We start from the raw sequence: 14,913 nt of genomic DNA, 5'->3' as shown, positions 1-14,913 counted from the left end.
CGGGTCGGGTCACAGTGACGCTCCGTTGTGTACCAGGTTGTGCGTGCGAATCGTGCGCGCGTCGTGTTCGTAGCCGAGCACGGTCAGCGCGCCGGTCGACATGGCGAATCGGCGGCCCTCCCGGACGTCGAATTCGGCCCAGCGGGCGATCAGCGCGCGGGAGAAGTGGCCGTGCCCCACCAGCACGATATCCCGCTCCGGCAGCGCGGGCGCCACGTCGGCCAGCACCCGGTCGGCGCGCTCGCGCACCTGCTGTGCGGTCTCACCGTCCTGGACCGGGCCCGTCCAGATGGTCCATCCGGGCGCGGACTCGCGGATCTGCGGGGTGGTCAGTCCCTCGTAGGCGCCGTAGTCCCATTCGGCGAGGTCGTCGTCGACCACGGCGCCGGTGAGTCCGGCCAGCTCCGCGGTGCGCATCGCCCGTAGTCGGGGGCTGGTGCGCACCAACGGATTCCGCAATTTCAGCGTGGCGAGCAACTCGCCTGCCGTCCTGGCCTGTTCTTCGCCGCGCTCGGTGAGCGGGAGATCGGTGCGGCCGGTGTGCCGCCGCTGTGTTGACCAGCTGGTCTCGCCGTGCCGAAGCAGCACAACGCGGGCATCGTCGAGTGCGGACATGCCTCTATGATGGTCCACCGTTGATCATGGAGCGGCACGGTGGTCTCCCCGCGACGGTGACGAAGCGGACTACGATCCTGTCGGCCGCTCGATCTCGAGCACTGTCAGCGGCACCGGCCGCGAGACCTCGGCCTGGTAGTTCGCGAGCAACGGATCGCTCGCGGTCACCCATTGCGAGCTCGTTCGTAGTCGGCCCCCGGCCTTCCGCGCCGCGCACCGGCAGGTGGTCGATTGGTGACGTCGGAGCTCAGCGGCACCAATAGATTCGCCGCGTGCCTCAGCCGAAGGCGTGCAATTCTCCGTCGCGCAGTTCCAGCACGGTGCTCCCGATCACGGTGAGCGAGATCGGGTTTCCGGTATAGCCGGGCCGGTCCACCGGAATCCGACCGGTTTCGGTTCCCGTGGCCGGGTCGAGGACGGCGAGCGCGCCGGTGGTCGGCAGCAGCAGTTTGCCCGCCATCAGCGCGGGCGACCCGAGCGCGCCGCCCGCGGTCCACAGCGGGTCGAAAGTGCTGCCGTTCAAAGCGATCACGCTGTTCCCGGTGAAGACCAGATAGGCCGATCCGATGCGCGTGGTCGTGGCCGTCTGGCTCAGCGGCGCCGAAAGCTGATGCACCACAACGGCGTTGCCGTTCCCGTCATAGACGGCCAAGCGGGGCGGTACCGGCTCGGCGCCGGTCGCGGCGGGGAAGTAGAGCACGATGCGGTTGTCGGAGACCGCGAGCACCCGTGCTTCCGTGGAATCCGATCCGGGACCGGTCAATACGTGCGAGCCGAACTCCTCCGGCACCGTGTTGTCCTTGGGAGCCGGGTTGAGCACCGTCAGCCGCTCGGCCGGGTCGGTGGGGCAGCGTTCCAGCACGGCGAGCCGAGACGGACTGGAACCCGACGACAGCAGCGTGCACCCTTTGCGCGGCTGCGTCCTGACGTTCACCGGGGCGTCGACGAAGCCGTACTCCACGGTGCGCACCAGATCCGAACGCCACATCTCCAGCCGCTGCGGCCCCTGCGCCAACAGGTAGGTGCCGTCGGCCGACAGCCGCACCTCCCGGTCCATGTAGCTGCTGCGCGCGGTGCGGCGGGCGCCGCTGTCGCCGGCCAGCATGGTGGCCTGGCTGCAGCCGCGCTCGTCGCGGTAGACCGCGATCACCATGCCGTACTGGCCCTCGACCCCGCACAGCGGCAAGTCCCGCCGGTACTTCCAGAGCTGATCGCCGGTGCGTGGGTCGCGGCCGGTGACCGTGTCGTCGTCGCCGGTCACCGCGACCCCGCCGGACACCAGCGCCCGCGTGATCGCACGGTCGGGCGCGTGCCACACCTCACGCAGCGCGGTCGGCAGCTGATCGGCCGCGACCGGGGTCGGCACCGTGGAGGACGCGGTCACCGATTCGGTGCCGTGCGCGTCGCCGCGCACCCACACCACGGCTGCCGCGATCACGACGAGAACCGCGATCGCGACTGCGGAGATGATATCGGCGCGCGTCCGCCGCTCGGGTGCGAGCACGAATGCGAGACTAGCCGATCCGGGCGGTCAGGCCGACGCGGCGGCCGCGGGCTCGGCCGCGCTCCCGGCGTCCTCCGCCGCGACGTCTCCTTCGCTCGACCGACGCCGCCTGCGCCTGCGGCGAGCGGGACGGTCGGTCGTGTCGGTCCCCTCGGCGGCGCCGTGGTCGTTCGAGGCCTCTGGGCTCGACTCGTCGGTGGCGGCGCTGTCGGTGGTGTCGCCGGTCGCCTTGCGCCGCCTGCGCCTGCGGCGGGCGGGCTTGTCGGCCGCGGCGGCCTCGGGGGCTTCCTGCTCCGTGTCGATGACCTCGTCGTCCACGGCGGAGTCGGTGTCGGCCGCATCGGTGACGTTCGGTGCGCCGTCGATCGGCTTACCGCCGCGGGTGCGCTTGCGGTTGCGCTTGCGCGGGGCGCGGGCCTGGCGTTCGACCACCACCGCGTCCGGGTCGCGTTCCGGCTTCGGCTTGCGGATCACACCGGTGATGCCCTCGGGAATGCCGAGGTCGGTGTACAGGTGCGGCGAGCGCGAGTAGGTCTCGACCGGCTCGGGGATACCGAGGCCGAGCGCGCCGTCGATCGCCGACCAGCGGTTGAGCTCGTCCCAGTCGATCAGCGTCACCGCGACGCCGGTGCGCCCGGCGCGGCCGGTGCGCCCGATCCGGTGCACGTAGGTTTTCTCGTCCTCCGGGCACTGGTAGTTGATGACGTGCGTGACGTCATCGATATCGATGCCGCGCGCCGCGACGTCGGTCGCCACCAGCACGTCGATGGTGCCCTTGCGGAACTTGGTCAGCGCCTTCTCCCGGGCGATCTGCCCCAGGTCGCCGTGCACCGCTCCGACCGCGAACCCGCGCTCGGCCAGTTCGTCGGCCACCTTCTGCGCCGTGCGCTTGGTGCGCGTGAAGATCATCGTCGCGCCGCGGCTCTCGGCCTGCAGGATCCGCGCGATCAACTCCCCCTTGTCCAGGGCGTGCGCGCGGTAGACGAACTGCGCGGTGCGGTCGTGCACCGCCGAGTCGTGCGGCTCCTCGGCCCGGATGTGCGTCGGCCGGGTCAGGAAGGTGCGCGCCAGGGTGATGATCGGCCCGGGCATGGTCGCGGAGAACAGCATGGTCTGGCGCTTGTCCGGGACCATGCCGAGAATGCGCTCGATATCCGGGAGGAAGCCCAGGTCGAGCATCTCGTCGGCCTCGTCGAGCACCAGCACGCCGATCTTGCCGAGGATCAGGTGCTGCTGGTCGGCGAGGTCCAGTAGTCGGCCCGGCGTGCCGACCACCACGTCGACGCCCGCGCGCAGCGCCGCGATCTGCGCCTCGTAGGGGCGGCCGCCGTAGATCGACGCCACGCGCAGCGGCCCCTGATGGTTGGTCAGGTACTTGCTCGCGTTCTCCAGGTCCTGGGTGACCTGGATGCACAGCTCGCGCGTCGGCACGATGACCAGCGCGCGCGGCGTGCCGTCCAGCGGCGTCGTGCCGGATTCCGCGGTGGCGATCCGGTGCAGCAGCGGCACGCCGAATCCGAAGGTTTTACCCATGCCGGTGCGGGCCTGACCGATGAGATCTTCTCCGGCGAGCGCCAGCGGGAGGGTCAGTTCTTGAATGGCGAAAGTACGTTCGATTCCGATCTCGCCGAGTGCGCGGACGATTTCCGCGCGCACGCCCAATTCGGCGAAAGTCGGGGCGGTATGCGTTGCGTCCAGTTCGGCCGTCAACAGGGTCTCCGCCAGACCTGGTTCCTGATCGACTGTGATCTTGCTCAGGGTTCGTGCCTTCCTCGTAATCACGTCCCGCGCGCACGAGGTGGGGCGGACCGGGCGGTCCACGACGACCACGACTCCGCAGGCGATACTTCACCCGGCCACGCTCCGGATGCCGGGCGCCTGCCACAAAAGCGGCGGCTACCTCGCAAAACATCGGCGCGGCGCACTGGTGACGCGGATTGGTGCGCGCACATTTTCCTGTCCAACGAAAACTTCGCACTCGAAACCGGTCGGCAGTCGCAGCGGCGTCCCCGCGGTGTGCGTGAGCGCGACGTCCGGCGACTCTGTCGAGCGAAACTTTCCGTTGTCCGCCGCGATTGTAGCGTGATATTGTGCCGCGTTCGAATTGCCACCACGGCGCGCTATCGAAAATGCTGCGGACCCGCAGCGCGCTTTCGCCGTGCGGGGCGCCCACGTACGCTGCGCCACATGGGAATTCATCCGGCGCGGCAAATCTGGGCGACGCTAGAACCGCTACACGATGTCGTCTATTTCGGCACCGGCGTCAAGGAGGCGGGCGTCGGGATCGGATTGCGCGGCTACTGGCAGACCTACTTCGCTTTCCGCGCCGCGCCGCTGGGCGCGGTGACGCCCGCTACCGTGCAGGCGGCTTTCGCCGGATTCCACCCCGGCATGGTCCGTCGCGCGCTGCCGGAGGCGTGGGAGCGGGCGACGCCGCAACGCTGCCTGGCCGCTCGGCTCGAGCTGGCCACCGGTCTGCTGCGCGGCGTCGGCGCGGGTGACGCGGTGTCGGCTCGCGCGGTCGAGCTGCTGGCGCCGGTGCAGCGTGCCGCCGATCCGACGGGGCGGGCGCTGTTCGCCGCGAACGCGGCCTTGCCGCTGCCCGCCGACCCGGTGGCCGCGCTGTGGCAGCTGGCCACCTCCCTGCGTGAGCATCGCGGCGACGGCCATGTCGCGGCCCTGGTCACGCACGGTCTCAGCGGACGCCACGCGCTGGTCGTGCAGGTGGCAGCGGGCAAGGCGCCCGAATCGGTGATGCGGCCCGCGCGCGGGGTGTCGGAGGCGGAATGGGTGGACGCTTTCGACGAGCTGCGGGCCCGTGGGCTGGTCGCGGGGGAGCCGGTCACTCCGACTCTCACCGGCAGCGGCGCGGAACTGCTGGCCGCGGTAGAGGCCGAGACCGACGAAGCGGCGTGGACCGGTGCGCTCGCGGTGTTGTCGGCCGACGCGATCACCGAGCTGGCCACCTCGCTCGCGCCGCTGGTGCGCAGCGTGCAGGAGTCGGTGGTTCCGCCGCTCAACCCCGTCGGCATGGGGCCGCGGTAGCGCGGCGGGCAGTTGCCTGTTACCGGCGGTACCGATATGTGAGACTCTCTTCGCTGTGAGCCTTGCCGACACTGTCACCATCGCCGCGCGCAACGCCTGGGCGCTGACCTTCGGCTCCGGCATCGAGGCGCCGGACCCGACCCCCGCGACGATCCTGTGGGACCAGCCGCACCGGCAACTGCGGCGGTTCGAGCGCGCGGAGGGGGATGCGGCGGAAGCGGATTCGGCCGTCCTGCTGGTCCCGCCGCTCGCCGCGCCCGCCACCTGTTTCGATCTGCGGCCCGACCAGAGCCTGGCGCGCTTCCTGCTGGAGATCGGCCGCAGCCCCTACGTCGTCGACTACGGCGAGATCACCTTCGCCGACCGGCGCATGGGCTTCGAGGACTGGATCGACGACATCCTGCCCGAGGCGGTGCTGCGCACCAGCGCCGACCGCGACGGGCGCGCGGTGGATCTGGTGGGCTGGTCGCTCGGCGGCACGCTGGCATTGCTGACCGCCGCGGCGCACGCCGAACTGCCCATCCGGTCCGTCACGGCCGTCGGCTCGCCGCTGGACTACGACCGGATGACCGGCGTGCCGCAGCTGCGCGCGGTCGCGAAACTCACCGGTGGCCGCGGCACCTCGACCGTCATCCGCGCGGCCGGTGGCGTTCCTGCGACACTGACTCGAATCGGCTACAAGGTCACCGCCTGGGATCGTGAGCTGACCCGGCCATGGTTCGTCGCGAGCAATATCGCGCGCACCGAGGCGCTGGCGAAGATGGAGTCGATCGATCGGTTCATGGCCGAGATGCCCGGATATCCGGGTCGTTTCTACGGTCAGCTGTGGGGCCGGTTCATCCTGAACAACGACATCGGTCGCGGTGTCGTGCGGCTCGGCGAGCGCCGGATCGAGTTGGCGAAAGTGACCGCGCCGGTGCTGCTCGTCGGTGGGCCGTCCGACGTGATCACCCCGGCTCGCGCCGTCGAGGGGGGTGTGCGCCTGCTCACGGGAGCGGCCATGGTCCGTTACGAGACCGCGCCCGGCAGCCACCTCGGCATCCTGGCCGCGCCGACCGCACGTGACACGACATGGAGTTACCTCGAGAAGTTCCTTGCCGAGACCTCCTGAGTCGCGGTGAGTATTACGCTGGGGCGCATGGGAGCACAGTCACCTGCCGCGTTAGGTGTTTCGTCGACCGACCCAGCAAGCCTTTCCATCCCCGCGAGCCATCCCGGCGTGACCGACCTGTTCGCGGTGCTCGCCTACGGCGAGATATCCGCGTTCTACCGGCTGACCGAGGAGGCCAAGCTGTCGCCGTCGCTGCGGGGCAAGGTGGCGGTCGCGAAGATGGCCGCGGCCGAGATGGAGCATTTCAAGACGCTGGAGTCCGCGCTGGCCGCGCGCGGCGCAGGCGTCTTCGACGCGATGGCGCCGTTCGTGCGCGCGCTGGACGACTACCACGCGTCCACCGACCCGTCGACGTGGCTCGAGTCGATGGTGAAGTTCTACGTCGGTGACGGCATCGCCGCGGACTTCTACACCGAGATCGCGGGCGCGCTGACCCCCGACGTCGCCGCGGTGGTCCGCGATGTGCTCGCCGAGACCAGGCATTCCGAGTTCGTCGTCGAGGAGGTGCGGCGGGCGGTCACCGAGAGCCGCTCCGAGCGCGACCGGCTCACGCTGTGGGGCAGGCGGCTGCTCGGTGAGGCGATCACCCAGGCGCAGTTCGTCATGGCGCAGCGCGACGAGCTGACGGATCTGGTGCTCACCGCCACCGGCGATCTCAACGGCATCGCCGCGTTGTTCGAGCGGATGCAGGACAGCCACGCCGAACGCATGGCGGTTCTCGGCATCTGAGCTATTCGTTCGCCGCGCGGTTGGGCACCAGCCGCAAACCGGGCGCGTGGATGCTCGCCCGGTCGATCAGCCAGACCACGACGCTCTGGTCCCTGCGGTCGGCTTCCAACATCTCGAACGGGACCTCGACCATGCCGTGTACGGGATGGTCGAGGTGCAGCGTGCCGGAGCCGGGCGCGCCGACCCGATGCGGCTTCCAGCGGCCGGCGAAATCGGGGAGTCCGCGCAGCGCCTCGATCGTCTCGAGCAGCGCCGCATCGCCGGGCCAATGGAGTTTGGCGCGGCAGAGGGCGGCGGTGAAGGTGTCGGCGGCTTCCTCCCAGTTGCGCAGGACGCGCCGCGCGGCGGGATGCACGAAGGTGTACCAGGCGAGATTGGGCTGATCCGGTCCGTCCAGCAGGCCCAGCGGGGCGACGAAATCGGCCCACGCCTGGTTCCAGCCCAGCACGTTCAGTCTGCGGCCGACCACGAAGGCCGGTGTCGGCTGCAACGCGTGCAGGATCGTCTCGATCGTCGGAGCCACCTGCTCCGCGGCGGATTCGCTCCCGGGGCAACGCGTTTCGTTGCCGGAGGTCATCGCGAGCATGCCGAAGTACTGGCGGTCGTCGCCGCGCAGCAGCAGCGCGTCGGCCAACGCGTCGATCACCGCGAGCGACGGATTGGTGTCGCGGCCCTGCTCCAGCCGGGCCAGGTAGTCCGCGCTGACGCCCGCGCGCACCGCGACCTCCTCGCGACGTAGCCCGGGTGTCCGGCGCCGGCCGCCCTCGGGCAAGCCGACATCCGACGGCCGCAGTTCGGCGCGCCGGGCGATGAGGAACTCCGCGAATCCGTTGCTTGCCATAGATCCCATCGTGCCCGGTCCGAGGACGGTTATCCGCGCCCTGTCAGGTCCAGGATAACGGCGGTCTGGCTACCGGACCGCGGTCCGGTCATTGTCGGAAGCATGACATCTACCTCGGAATCCACCACGCTGAAAACCGGTTCGTGGGCACTCGACGCCGCGCACTCCTCGGTCGCCTTCACCATTCGCCATCTCGGCATCTCCAAGGTCCGTGGCGGATTCAACCGGTTCGAGACCGAATTCGTGGTCGACGAATCGGGCGCGGCCACCGTCGGCGCGACGATCTACCTCGACTCCTTCGACACCGGAAACGCCGACCGGGACGCGCACATCCGCACCGCCGATTTCCTCGACGTCGCCAATCGCCCCACGCTGACCTTCCGCGCCGACCATCCCGTGGTCGTCGCCGAGACCTTCGAGGTCGAGGGGCAGGCCACGCTCGGCGCGATCACCAAGCCGGTCACGCTGGAGGTCGAGTGGGGCGGTGTGCAGGACTTCGGTCCCACCGGCGACCGGCACGCGGGTTTCTCCGCCACCGGCACCATCAAGCGCACCGACTTCGGCGTCGGTGGAGCTCTGCCCGGCATGCTGAGCGACACGGTCAAGATCGAACTGGAGATCCAGCTCGTCGAGCCCAAGTGAGCGCCCCCGGCGGCCCGCACTAGCCTTGGAACCGACAGCACAGGACTCTCAGGTTCGGAGGTTGGCCGTGGAGGTCAAGATCGGTATTTCGGATAGCCCGCGCGAGCTGGTGATCAGCAGCGCGCAGACCCAGGAAGAGGTCGAGGCGCTGGTGTCCGGTGCGCTCGGCGGCGACGATGGCGTCCTGACGCTCACCGACGAGAAGGGCCGCAAGTTCCTGATCCAGGCTTCGAAGGTCGCCTACGTCGAGATCGGCTCGACCACCGGCGGCCGCGTCGGTTTCGCCGCCGTCTGACTCCCGGCTTCCCGCCGAAACGCAGCGAGCCCCTGCCCCCGATCGGTCGGGGGCAGGGGCTCGCTCGTCGTCGTGACCGCGCTCAGTCGATCGGGTGCAGCGGCACGTGCTTCAGGCCGCCCCAGGCGAGCGAGACGGTGGTGTCGACCGCCTCCTCCTTCGGGATCGGCCGATCGGCCTCCAGCCAGTACCGTGCGGTGAACTGGCTCGCGCCGACCAGGCCAACGGCCAGGATGCGGGCCCGGTAGGGATCGAGGCCCGAGTCGTGCGCGACGAGGTCGAAGACCGCGTCCACACAGGCCTCGGTGGCCTGCTCGACGCGGCGCTGCACCTGCGGCTCGCTGGTCAGGTCGGACTCGAAGACCAGGCGGAAGCCTTGCATCTCGTTGTCCACGAAATCGAAGTACGCCTGCACCGCCGCGCGCACGCGCTGCTTGTTGTCGGTGGTGGAGCGCAGCGCCTGGCGCACGCTGGACACCAGCATGTCGACGTAGTTCTGCAGCACCGCGAGATACAGCTCGAGCTTGCTGGTGAAGTGCTGATACAGCACCGGCTTGCTCACTCCGGCGCACTGCGAGATCTCGTCCATGCCGGCGGCGTGATAACCGCGCTGCACGAAGACTTCGCTTGCCGCCGCGAGTAGCTGTAGACGTCGCTCGTCGCGCGGAAGCCGGGTACCGCGTTTGGCGGGCTCGGACGACGATCTACGGGACGTCATCCGGTCCACGAGGTCAGTCATTTCGGCTCTCCCAGTCGATTCCCCGGCAAAGGGGTGTGCACCGGGTTATCTCAAGAACGATACCCGGTTGTCGCCCGCCCGCGGATCGGGGCCGGGCAACTGGTGCCACCCGGAGACACATTGTCGCACCGACGGGCCCGCTGGTATGCCCGCAGGTGGGGATTCGCCGCTGTGAGACGCTGGTGAACGTGACCGACCGACCGGAAAGACCCCCCGGCGGGCGGCGCGGTGCGCGTCGCCCGGCTGGCTCCGGCGCGCCCGGTTCCGTAGGGTCGGACGGCGTGGCGAGAACCTGGCCAGTGGCGCGATCCGGTGAGGCGGCTCGGACCGGCGCAGCCAAGCGGTCCGGGGCGGGCGGCGGGTCGCCCGGCCGGGAGACAAGTAAACGCGTGCGCGGCAAACCGCCTGAACCTCCTGCGCCCCAGCCGGATTCAGCCTTGGCGCAGCTCGAACACGATGGCGCCGAGGTCTACGATCCGCTCGGTCTGTACTCGCACAAGGCCGAGCGATCACACCAACCGCTGCGCGCCCGCTGGGATCCCACCGCTCCCGACGAGGGCAGGACGAGGTCGCGTCCCGAGCGGGATGCCAAGAAGCAGAGCGCACTGGGCAGATTCGTCTCGACCTACGGCTGGCGGGCGTACGCGTTGCCGGTTCTTGTCGTGATCACCGTTCTGGTGGTGGTCGACGCGATCCGCGCCACCGACGACATCAACGCCGCGGGCTCGGATCCTGGGCTCGGTCGACTCAGTCCGGCCACCGCGACCGCGGGCATCATCGGCGCTCCGCCGGGTGACGGGCAGTTTCCCACCGACCTGCCGACCGGGGCTCTTCCGGAAGGCGGCGCCTTCGCCGAGTCGGGTGCGGGCGTCTGGCATGTAGTGCCCGGCACGACCGCCCAGATCGGCACCGGCACCGCGACCGCCTTCCGCTACACCGTGGAAATCGAGAACGGCGTGGACACTTCCGGCCTGGGCGGGGACGAGGCCGTCGCCAAGATGATCGATTCCACGCTGGCCAACCCGAAGAGCTGGACGCACGACCCCAAGTTCGCGTTCCGCCGGGTCGACCAGGGCGAGGTGGACTTCCGCGTCTCGCTCACCTCACGGGGATCCAGCCGCAAGGAATGCGGTTTCGACATCCCGATCGATACCTCCTGCTACAACGCCGACGATCGCCGCGTCGTGCTGTCGGAGGTCAGGTGGGTGCGCGGCGCGCTCGCGTTCGAAGGCGATATCGGGTCCTATCGGCAGTACCAGATCAACCACGAGGTCGGTCACGCCATCGGCTACCACCAGCATCAAGCGTGCGACACCGACGGCGGGCTGGCGCCGGTGATGATGCAGCAGACCTTCGGCACCCGCAACGACGACATCGCCGCCCTCGATCCGCACGGCGTGGTGCCGATGGACGGCAAGCGCTGCCGGTTCAACCCCTGGCCCTACCCCCGGGGATAGTGATTGCGCCGGACGGGGTGGTTGTCGCGGTGCGGCGGGTATACGGAACGATGGGCGGGAAGAACGGCCCGGTCGTCGGTGTTGCACAGTTGAACCAACCCGCCGAGGGCGTCATACCGCCGCAGCGATCGGCCAAGCGATTCGAGGAGTCCTGGACGTGTCATCACCCAAGTCCCTGCCGCCACTTGTCGAGCCGGCCGCGGAGCTGACCAGGGATGAGGTAGCCCGCTACAGCCGACACCTGATCATCCCCGATCTCGGCGTGGACGGGCAGAAACGTCTGAAGAACGCCAAAGTGCTGGTGATCGGCGCGGGTGGCCTCGGATCGCCCGCCCTGTTGTACTTGGCCGCCGCGGGCGTGGGCACGCTCGGCATCGTCGAGTTCGACGAGGTCGACGCCTCGAACCTGCAGCGTCAGGTCATCCACGGCGAATCCGACATCGGCCGCCCGAAGGCCGACAGCGCGCGCGACTCGATCCTGGAGATCAACTCCGGCATCGATGTGCGGTTGCACAAGATCCGGCTGGAACCGGAGAACGCGGTGGAACTGTTCCGCGAGTACGACCTGATCGTCGACGGCACCGACAACTTCGCCACCCGGTACCTGGTCAACGACGCCGCGGTGCTGGCGGGCAAGCCGTACGTGTGGGGCTCGATCTACCGCTTCGAGGGCCAGGTCTCGGTGTTCTGGGAGGACGCCCCGGACGGGCGCGGCATCAACTACCGCGACCTGTACCCGGAGGCCCCGCCGCCCGGCATGGTTCCGTCCTGCGCCGAGGGCGGCGTGCTCGGCGTGCTGTGCGCGTCCATCGGTTCGGTGATGGTCACCGAGGCGATCAAGCTGATCACCGGCATCGGTGAGCCGCTGCTCGGCCGTCTGATGGTGTACGACGCACTGGACATGAACTACCGGACCATCAAGCTGCGCCGCGACCCGGAGCGTCAGCCGATCACCGAGCTGATCGACTACGAGGCGTTCTGCGGCGTGGTGTCCGAGGAGGGCCAGGCGGCCGCGGCCGGGTCCACCATCACCGCGCGCGAGCTCGAGGAGCTGCTGGCGTCGGGCAAGGACATCGAGCTGATCGACGTGCGCGAGCCGGTCGAGTGGGACATCGTGCACATCGAGGGCGCGAAGCTCATTCCCAAGGACCGCATCCTGTCCGGTGAGGCGCTGTCCGAACTGCCCCAGAACCGTCCGATCGTGCTGCACTGCAAGACCGGAGTGCGCTCCGCCGAGGCCCTGGCCGCGCTCAAGCGCGCGGGCTTCTCCGACGCCACCCATCTGCAAGGCGGCGTGATCGCCTGGGCCAACCAGGTGGACAAGTCGCTGCCGGTGTACTGAGTCACGGCGCGCCGGAGGCGCGCCGAAATCGACGCAGCGTAGCGTACGGCCGTGACTTCTGTGGAACCTCCCGAGCATGTGCGTGCCACGTTCGGTCTGCGCGAAGTGACCCCGGTTTCGCTCGGCGACTGGGAAGGCGGCTGGCGCTTGGGCGACGTGGTGCTCAGTCCGGTCACCGATCACGCGCGTGCGGCGTGGTCGGCGAAGGTCCGTGAGGCGTTGAAGGTTGACGGCCTGCGGCTGGCCCGTCCGGTGCGGGCGACCGACGGTCGCTATGTGGTGTCCGGCTGGCGCGCGGACACCTACCTGGAGGGCATCCCGGAACCACGGCACGACGAGGTGGTCTCGGTGTCCCTGCGCCTACACAAGGCGACGGAGAAGCTGGAGCGTCCGCGCTTCCTCGCTCAGCCGCCGGTGGTGCCGTGGGTGGACATCGACGTGTTCGTCGCGGCCGATCGCGCCGCCTGGGAGCCGGTGCCGCTGCGCAGTCTGCGCGCGGGCGGCGCGTCGCTGTCGACCTCCCCGGACGGGCGGCGCAGCATCGAACTGATCGGCCAACTGGCCACCCTCCGCAAGCCGGTGCAGTCGCCTCCGCAGCTGGTGCACGGCGACTTGTTCGGCACCGTGTTGTTCGCGGGCGCGCAGACCCCCGGGCTCACCGACCTCACCCCGTACTGGCGGCCGGTGCCCTGGGCAGCGGCGGTGGTCGTGGTGGACGCACTCTCCTGGGGCGGCGCGGACGACGGCTTACTCGATCGTTGGTCTGACTTGCCGGAGTGGCCGCAGATGTTGTTGCGCGCGGTCATGTTCCGGCTCGCGGTGCATGCGCTGCATCCGCGCTCGACCCCCCAGGCGTTCCCCGGTTTGGCGCGCACGGCGGATATGGTGCGTCTGACCCTCTGAGGCTTTCCCAGGCAACGTAGTCCACCCCACAGCGCACGACTCGTGCGATTCGTCGGGGCAGCTCACCCAGGGTTCGGACGGACGTGTCGGCAATTTCCAATGTCGGGAATGCCCGATACTTGCGGTAACGCACGTGCGCCGCATGTGCCAGGAGACTCTCGCCGAGAGAGGTTACGGATGCTGTTTGTTGTCCCGCGGGGACGGGCCGTGGAGATCGCGCGGAGTGGAGGGCGTGCATGACGACCCTTGCCGACATAGACCTCCCCGACCTTCCGCATCCCGACTACGCCAGTGGCGGTCTCAACGCGGTGGTCGACGTGGCGAATGTGTACATGCAGAACGCGGTCATGCTGTTCGCGTCCGGCTGGGATGGCGGGCAGCCGGACATGATCGCTTGGCTGGGGGACAAGAAGCTGCTGAGCGCGGACGGCAAAAAGCTCACCAAGGATGGCGCCCAGACGCTCGAGTCCGGATCGTCGGTGCTGGTCGACAATTACGACAAGCAGCGCGGTGCGTTCCTGGACAAAACGTCACAACTGCAAGCTCAGAACGACGGCGTGAACGAACGGGCCATCGCGAGCTTCGACACCTCGAACAAGGCGTTCCAGGACGTCAAAGAGATCGTGAACGGGCTCAAATCCGAACTCAGCCGCGAACCCGGGGAGCACCAGTTGACCCGGCTGCCCGATGGCAACTTGCACCTGACCCCCGCCGAGGAGAACCGGCTGCTACAGCTGATCCTGGAGGGCGTGGACCGTGTGCACGACACGATCGAAGACGCGGACGACGGCATGCGACGGGACGCGGGCAACATCTACAAGATGATTCCGGACCTCCCGCGCAACCCCTACGGAAATGCGCCGGACGCGGGGAACCGGGCTGCGTGGGCGCTGCCCGCGAGCGATGCCACCTGGACCAACGGCACCGGGACCACGGACGATATCGTCGCGAAGGCTCGGGAGCAACTAAAACTCGGGGTATCCGAACGTAATGGCGACAACTCCCCGGTGTACTACGACAAGGATGGCGTGGCCCACAAGGTTCCGTACAACATCGGTGACGCGTGGTGCGCTGCCTTCTCCACCTGGGTATGGGATAAGGCGGGTTACAACGTCCATTGGACCAATCCGAACTACGTGCCCGCCGTCTGGAACGACGCCAAACACATGGGCTTGGCGGCGAATATCTCGAGCGCGCAAAAGGGGGACATGATCATCTTCGACTGGGAGGGCGACGGAACCCCCGACCATGTCGGAATCGTGGAGTCCGTGGATCCCAGAACCGGCCGGATCACCACCATCGAGGGCAATTCCAGTGATCAATTGAAATCCAACAGCTATTCCATGAACGCGGGATCGCTCGTCGGCGTGGTCAAGCCGCCGTCCAACCAGGCAAGAGCGTCCTGACGGTACCGGCGCACCGCGCACGGGCCATTGCGACAGCTTCGTGCGCGGCGCGCCGATCAATGTGCGGCAGGATCAGCTCGAGAGGTCGTTGACCGAGGCGGACTCATTGCCGGACAGCTTGATTCCCAAATTGGCGGCGGTGCGATCCACCTCGTCGTCGGCGTGCTGGAATTCGATGGCCGAGCCCGCCGACAGCACTTCGACGTTGAGGCACAGCGACTGGAGTTCCTTGAGCAGGACCTTGAACGATTCCGGAATGCCCGGCTCCGGGATGTTCTCGCCCT

General features: G+C 68.8%; 15 protein-coding genes. 9 read left to right on the top strand and 6 right to left on the bottom strand.

Annotation, left to right across the window (positions count from 1 at the left end):
* Window positions 1-9: 9 nt before the first annotated feature.
* The 3 genes from ACIHAX_RS27645 to ACIHAX_RS27635 all read right to left on the bottom strand — a co-directional run bounded on the left by ACIHAX_RS27645 (window position 10) and on the right by ACIHAX_RS27635 (window position 3,898).
* Window positions 10-615 carry an acid phosphatase gene (locus ACIHAX_RS27645; protein WP_397280378.1) on the bottom strand — a complete coding sequence of 202 codons (606 nt, stop codon included), beginning with the start codon at window positions 613-615 and terminating at the stop codon, window positions 10-12.
* A 277-nt stretch (window positions 616-892) separates the two neighbouring features.
* On the bottom strand, window positions 893-2,119 hold the full coding sequence (locus ACIHAX_RS27640) for a hypothetical protein (protein WP_364439042.1): 1,227 nt from the start codon (window positions 2,117-2,119) through the stop codon (window positions 893-895).
* A 27-nt stretch (window positions 2,120-2,146) separates the two neighbouring features.
* Window positions 2,147-3,898 (bottom strand): DEAD/DEAH box helicase, encoded by a 1,752-nt coding sequence (locus ACIHAX_RS27635; RefSeq protein ID WP_397280478.1) that lies wholly within the window; start codon window positions 3,896-3,898, stop codon window positions 2,147-2,149.
* A 408-nt stretch (window positions 3,899-4,306) separates the two neighbouring features.
* Between ACIHAX_RS27635 and ACIHAX_RS27630 the strand changes: the two genes are divergently transcribed.
* From ACIHAX_RS27630 to ACIHAX_RS27620, 3 genes are read left to right on the top strand one after another with little or no spacing between them, the layout of a single operon-like run.
* Window positions 4,307-5,164 carry a hypothetical protein gene (locus ACIHAX_RS27630; RefSeq protein WP_397280376.1) on the top strand — a complete coding sequence of 286 codons (858 nt, stop codon included), beginning with the start codon at window positions 4,307-4,309 and terminating at the stop codon, window positions 5,162-5,164.
* 55 nt (window positions 5,165-5,219) lie between these two features.
* On the top strand, window positions 5,220-6,275 hold the full coding sequence (locus ACIHAX_RS27625; protein WP_397280374.1) for an alpha/beta hydrolase: 1,056 nt from the start codon (window positions 5,220-5,222) through the stop codon (window positions 6,273-6,275).
* A 27-nt stretch (window positions 6,276-6,302) separates the two neighbouring features.
* Window positions 6,303-7,004 carry a ferritin-like fold-containing protein gene (locus ACIHAX_RS27620; protein ID WP_355077085.1) on the top strand — a complete coding sequence of 234 codons (702 nt, stop codon included), beginning with the start codon at window positions 6,303-6,305 and terminating at the stop codon, window positions 7,002-7,004.
* Window position 7,005: 1 nt separating this feature from the next.
* On the opposite strand, the gene ACIHAX_RS27615 is transcribed toward ACIHAX_RS27620, so the two are convergent.
* Entirely contained in the window at window positions 7,006-7,845 is an 840-nt protein-coding gene (locus ACIHAX_RS27615; protein WP_355077084.1) for a helix-turn-helix transcriptional regulator, read from the bottom strand.
* A gap of 102 nt (window positions 7,846-7,947) precedes the next feature.
* Here ACIHAX_RS27615 and ACIHAX_RS27610 point away from each other — a divergent pair, with 102 nt between their 5' ends.
* Both ACIHAX_RS27610 and ACIHAX_RS27605 read left to right on the top strand, forming a co-directional pair.
* Window positions 7,948-8,487 carry a YceI family protein gene (locus ACIHAX_RS27610; protein WP_355077082.1) on the top strand — a complete coding sequence of 180 codons (540 nt, stop codon included), beginning with the start codon at window positions 7,948-7,950 and terminating at the stop codon, window positions 8,485-8,487.
* Between the two features lie 67 nt (window positions 8,488-8,554).
* Window positions 8,555-8,782 carry a DUF3107 domain-containing protein gene (locus tag ACIHAX_RS27605; RefSeq protein ID WP_355077360.1) on the top strand — a complete coding sequence of 76 codons (228 nt, stop codon included), beginning with the start codon at window positions 8,555-8,557 and terminating at the stop codon, window positions 8,780-8,782.
* Between the two features lie 82 nt (window positions 8,783-8,864).
* Here the strand turns inward: ACIHAX_RS27605 and ACIHAX_RS27600 are convergent, their stop codons facing one another.
* Entirely contained in the window at window positions 8,865-9,521 is a 657-nt protein-coding gene (locus ACIHAX_RS27600; protein ID WP_039800303.1) for a TetR/AcrR family transcriptional regulator, read from the bottom strand.
* A gap of 437 nt (window positions 9,522-9,958) precedes the next feature.
* Here ACIHAX_RS27600 and ACIHAX_RS27595 point away from each other — a divergent pair, with 437 nt between their 5' ends.
* From ACIHAX_RS27595 to ACIHAX_RS27580, 4 genes are all read left to right on the top strand, one after another.
* On the top strand, window positions 9,959-10,978 hold the full coding sequence (locus tag ACIHAX_RS27595) for a DUF3152 domain-containing protein (protein ID WP_397280371.1): 1,020 nt from the start codon (window positions 9,959-9,961) through the stop codon (window positions 10,976-10,978).
* 157 nt (window positions 10,979-11,135) lie between these two features.
* Complete coding sequence (gene moeZ, locus ACIHAX_RS27590; protein WP_364439028.1) at window positions 11,136-12,320, top strand: adenylyltransferase/sulfurtransferase MoeZ; 1,185 nt, start codon at window positions 11,136-11,138, stop codon at window positions 12,318-12,320.
* Window positions 12,321-12,371: 51 nt separating this feature from the next.
* The gene (locus ACIHAX_RS27585; protein WP_364439025.1) at window positions 12,372-13,223 is read left to right on the top strand and encodes a TIGR02569 family protein; all 852 of its coding nucleotides are present in this window, start codon (window positions 12,372-12,374) and stop codon (window positions 13,221-13,223) included.
* A 236-nt stretch (window positions 13,224-13,459) separates the two neighbouring features.
* Complete coding sequence (locus ACIHAX_RS27580) at window positions 13,460-14,629, top strand: CHAP domain-containing protein (RefSeq protein WP_364439022.1); 1,170 nt, start codon at window positions 13,460-13,462, stop codon at window positions 14,627-14,629.
* Window positions 14,630-14,701: 72 nt separating this feature from the next.
* On the opposite strand, the gene ACIHAX_RS27575 is transcribed toward ACIHAX_RS27580, so the two are convergent.
* On the bottom strand, window positions 14,702-14,913 hold a 212-nt coding region (locus tag ACIHAX_RS27575), incomplete at its 5' end, for a hypothetical protein (protein WP_356967402.1).

This window comes from Nocardia sp. NPDC051929, assembly GCF_044548645.1.
In the GTDB taxonomy this organism is placed as follows: domain Bacteria; phylum Actinomycetota; class Actinomycetes; order Mycobacteriales; family Mycobacteriaceae; genus Nocardia; species Nocardia sichangensis.
This window is presented reverse-complemented; position numbering and strand designations above follow the sequence as displayed.

What these genes read in the sequence shown, in the direction of transcription:
- ACIHAX_RS27610 (WP_355077082.1), top strand. Translation starts at nt 7,948, where the DNA reads ATGACATCTACCTCGGAATCCACCACGCTGAAAACCGGTTCGTGGGCA.
- ACIHAX_RS27620 (WP_355077085.1), top strand. Translation starts at nt 6,303, where the DNA reads ATGGGAGCACAGTCACCTGCCGCGTTAGGTGTTTCGTCGACCGACCCA.
- ACIHAX_RS27580 (WP_364439022.1), top strand. Translation starts at nt 13,460, where the DNA reads ATGACGACCCTTGCCGACATAGACCTCCCCGACCTTCCGCATCCCGAC.
- ACIHAX_RS27630 (WP_397280376.1), top strand. Translation starts at nt 4,307, where the DNA reads ATGGGAATTCATCCGGCGCGGCAAATCTGGGCGACGCTAGAACCGCTA.
- ACIHAX_RS27615 (WP_355077084.1), bottom strand. Translation starts at nt 7,845, where the DNA reads ATGGCAAGCAACGGATTCGCGGAGTTCCTCATCGCCCGGCGCGCCGAA.
- ACIHAX_RS27600 (WP_039800303.1), bottom strand. Translation starts at nt 9,521, where the DNA reads ATGACTGACCTCGTGGACCGGATGACGTCCCGTAGATCGTCGTCCGAG.
- ACIHAX_RS27645 (WP_397280378.1), bottom strand. Translation starts at nt 615, where the DNA reads ATGTCCGCACTCGACGATGCCCGCGTTGTGCTGCTTCGGCACGGCGAG.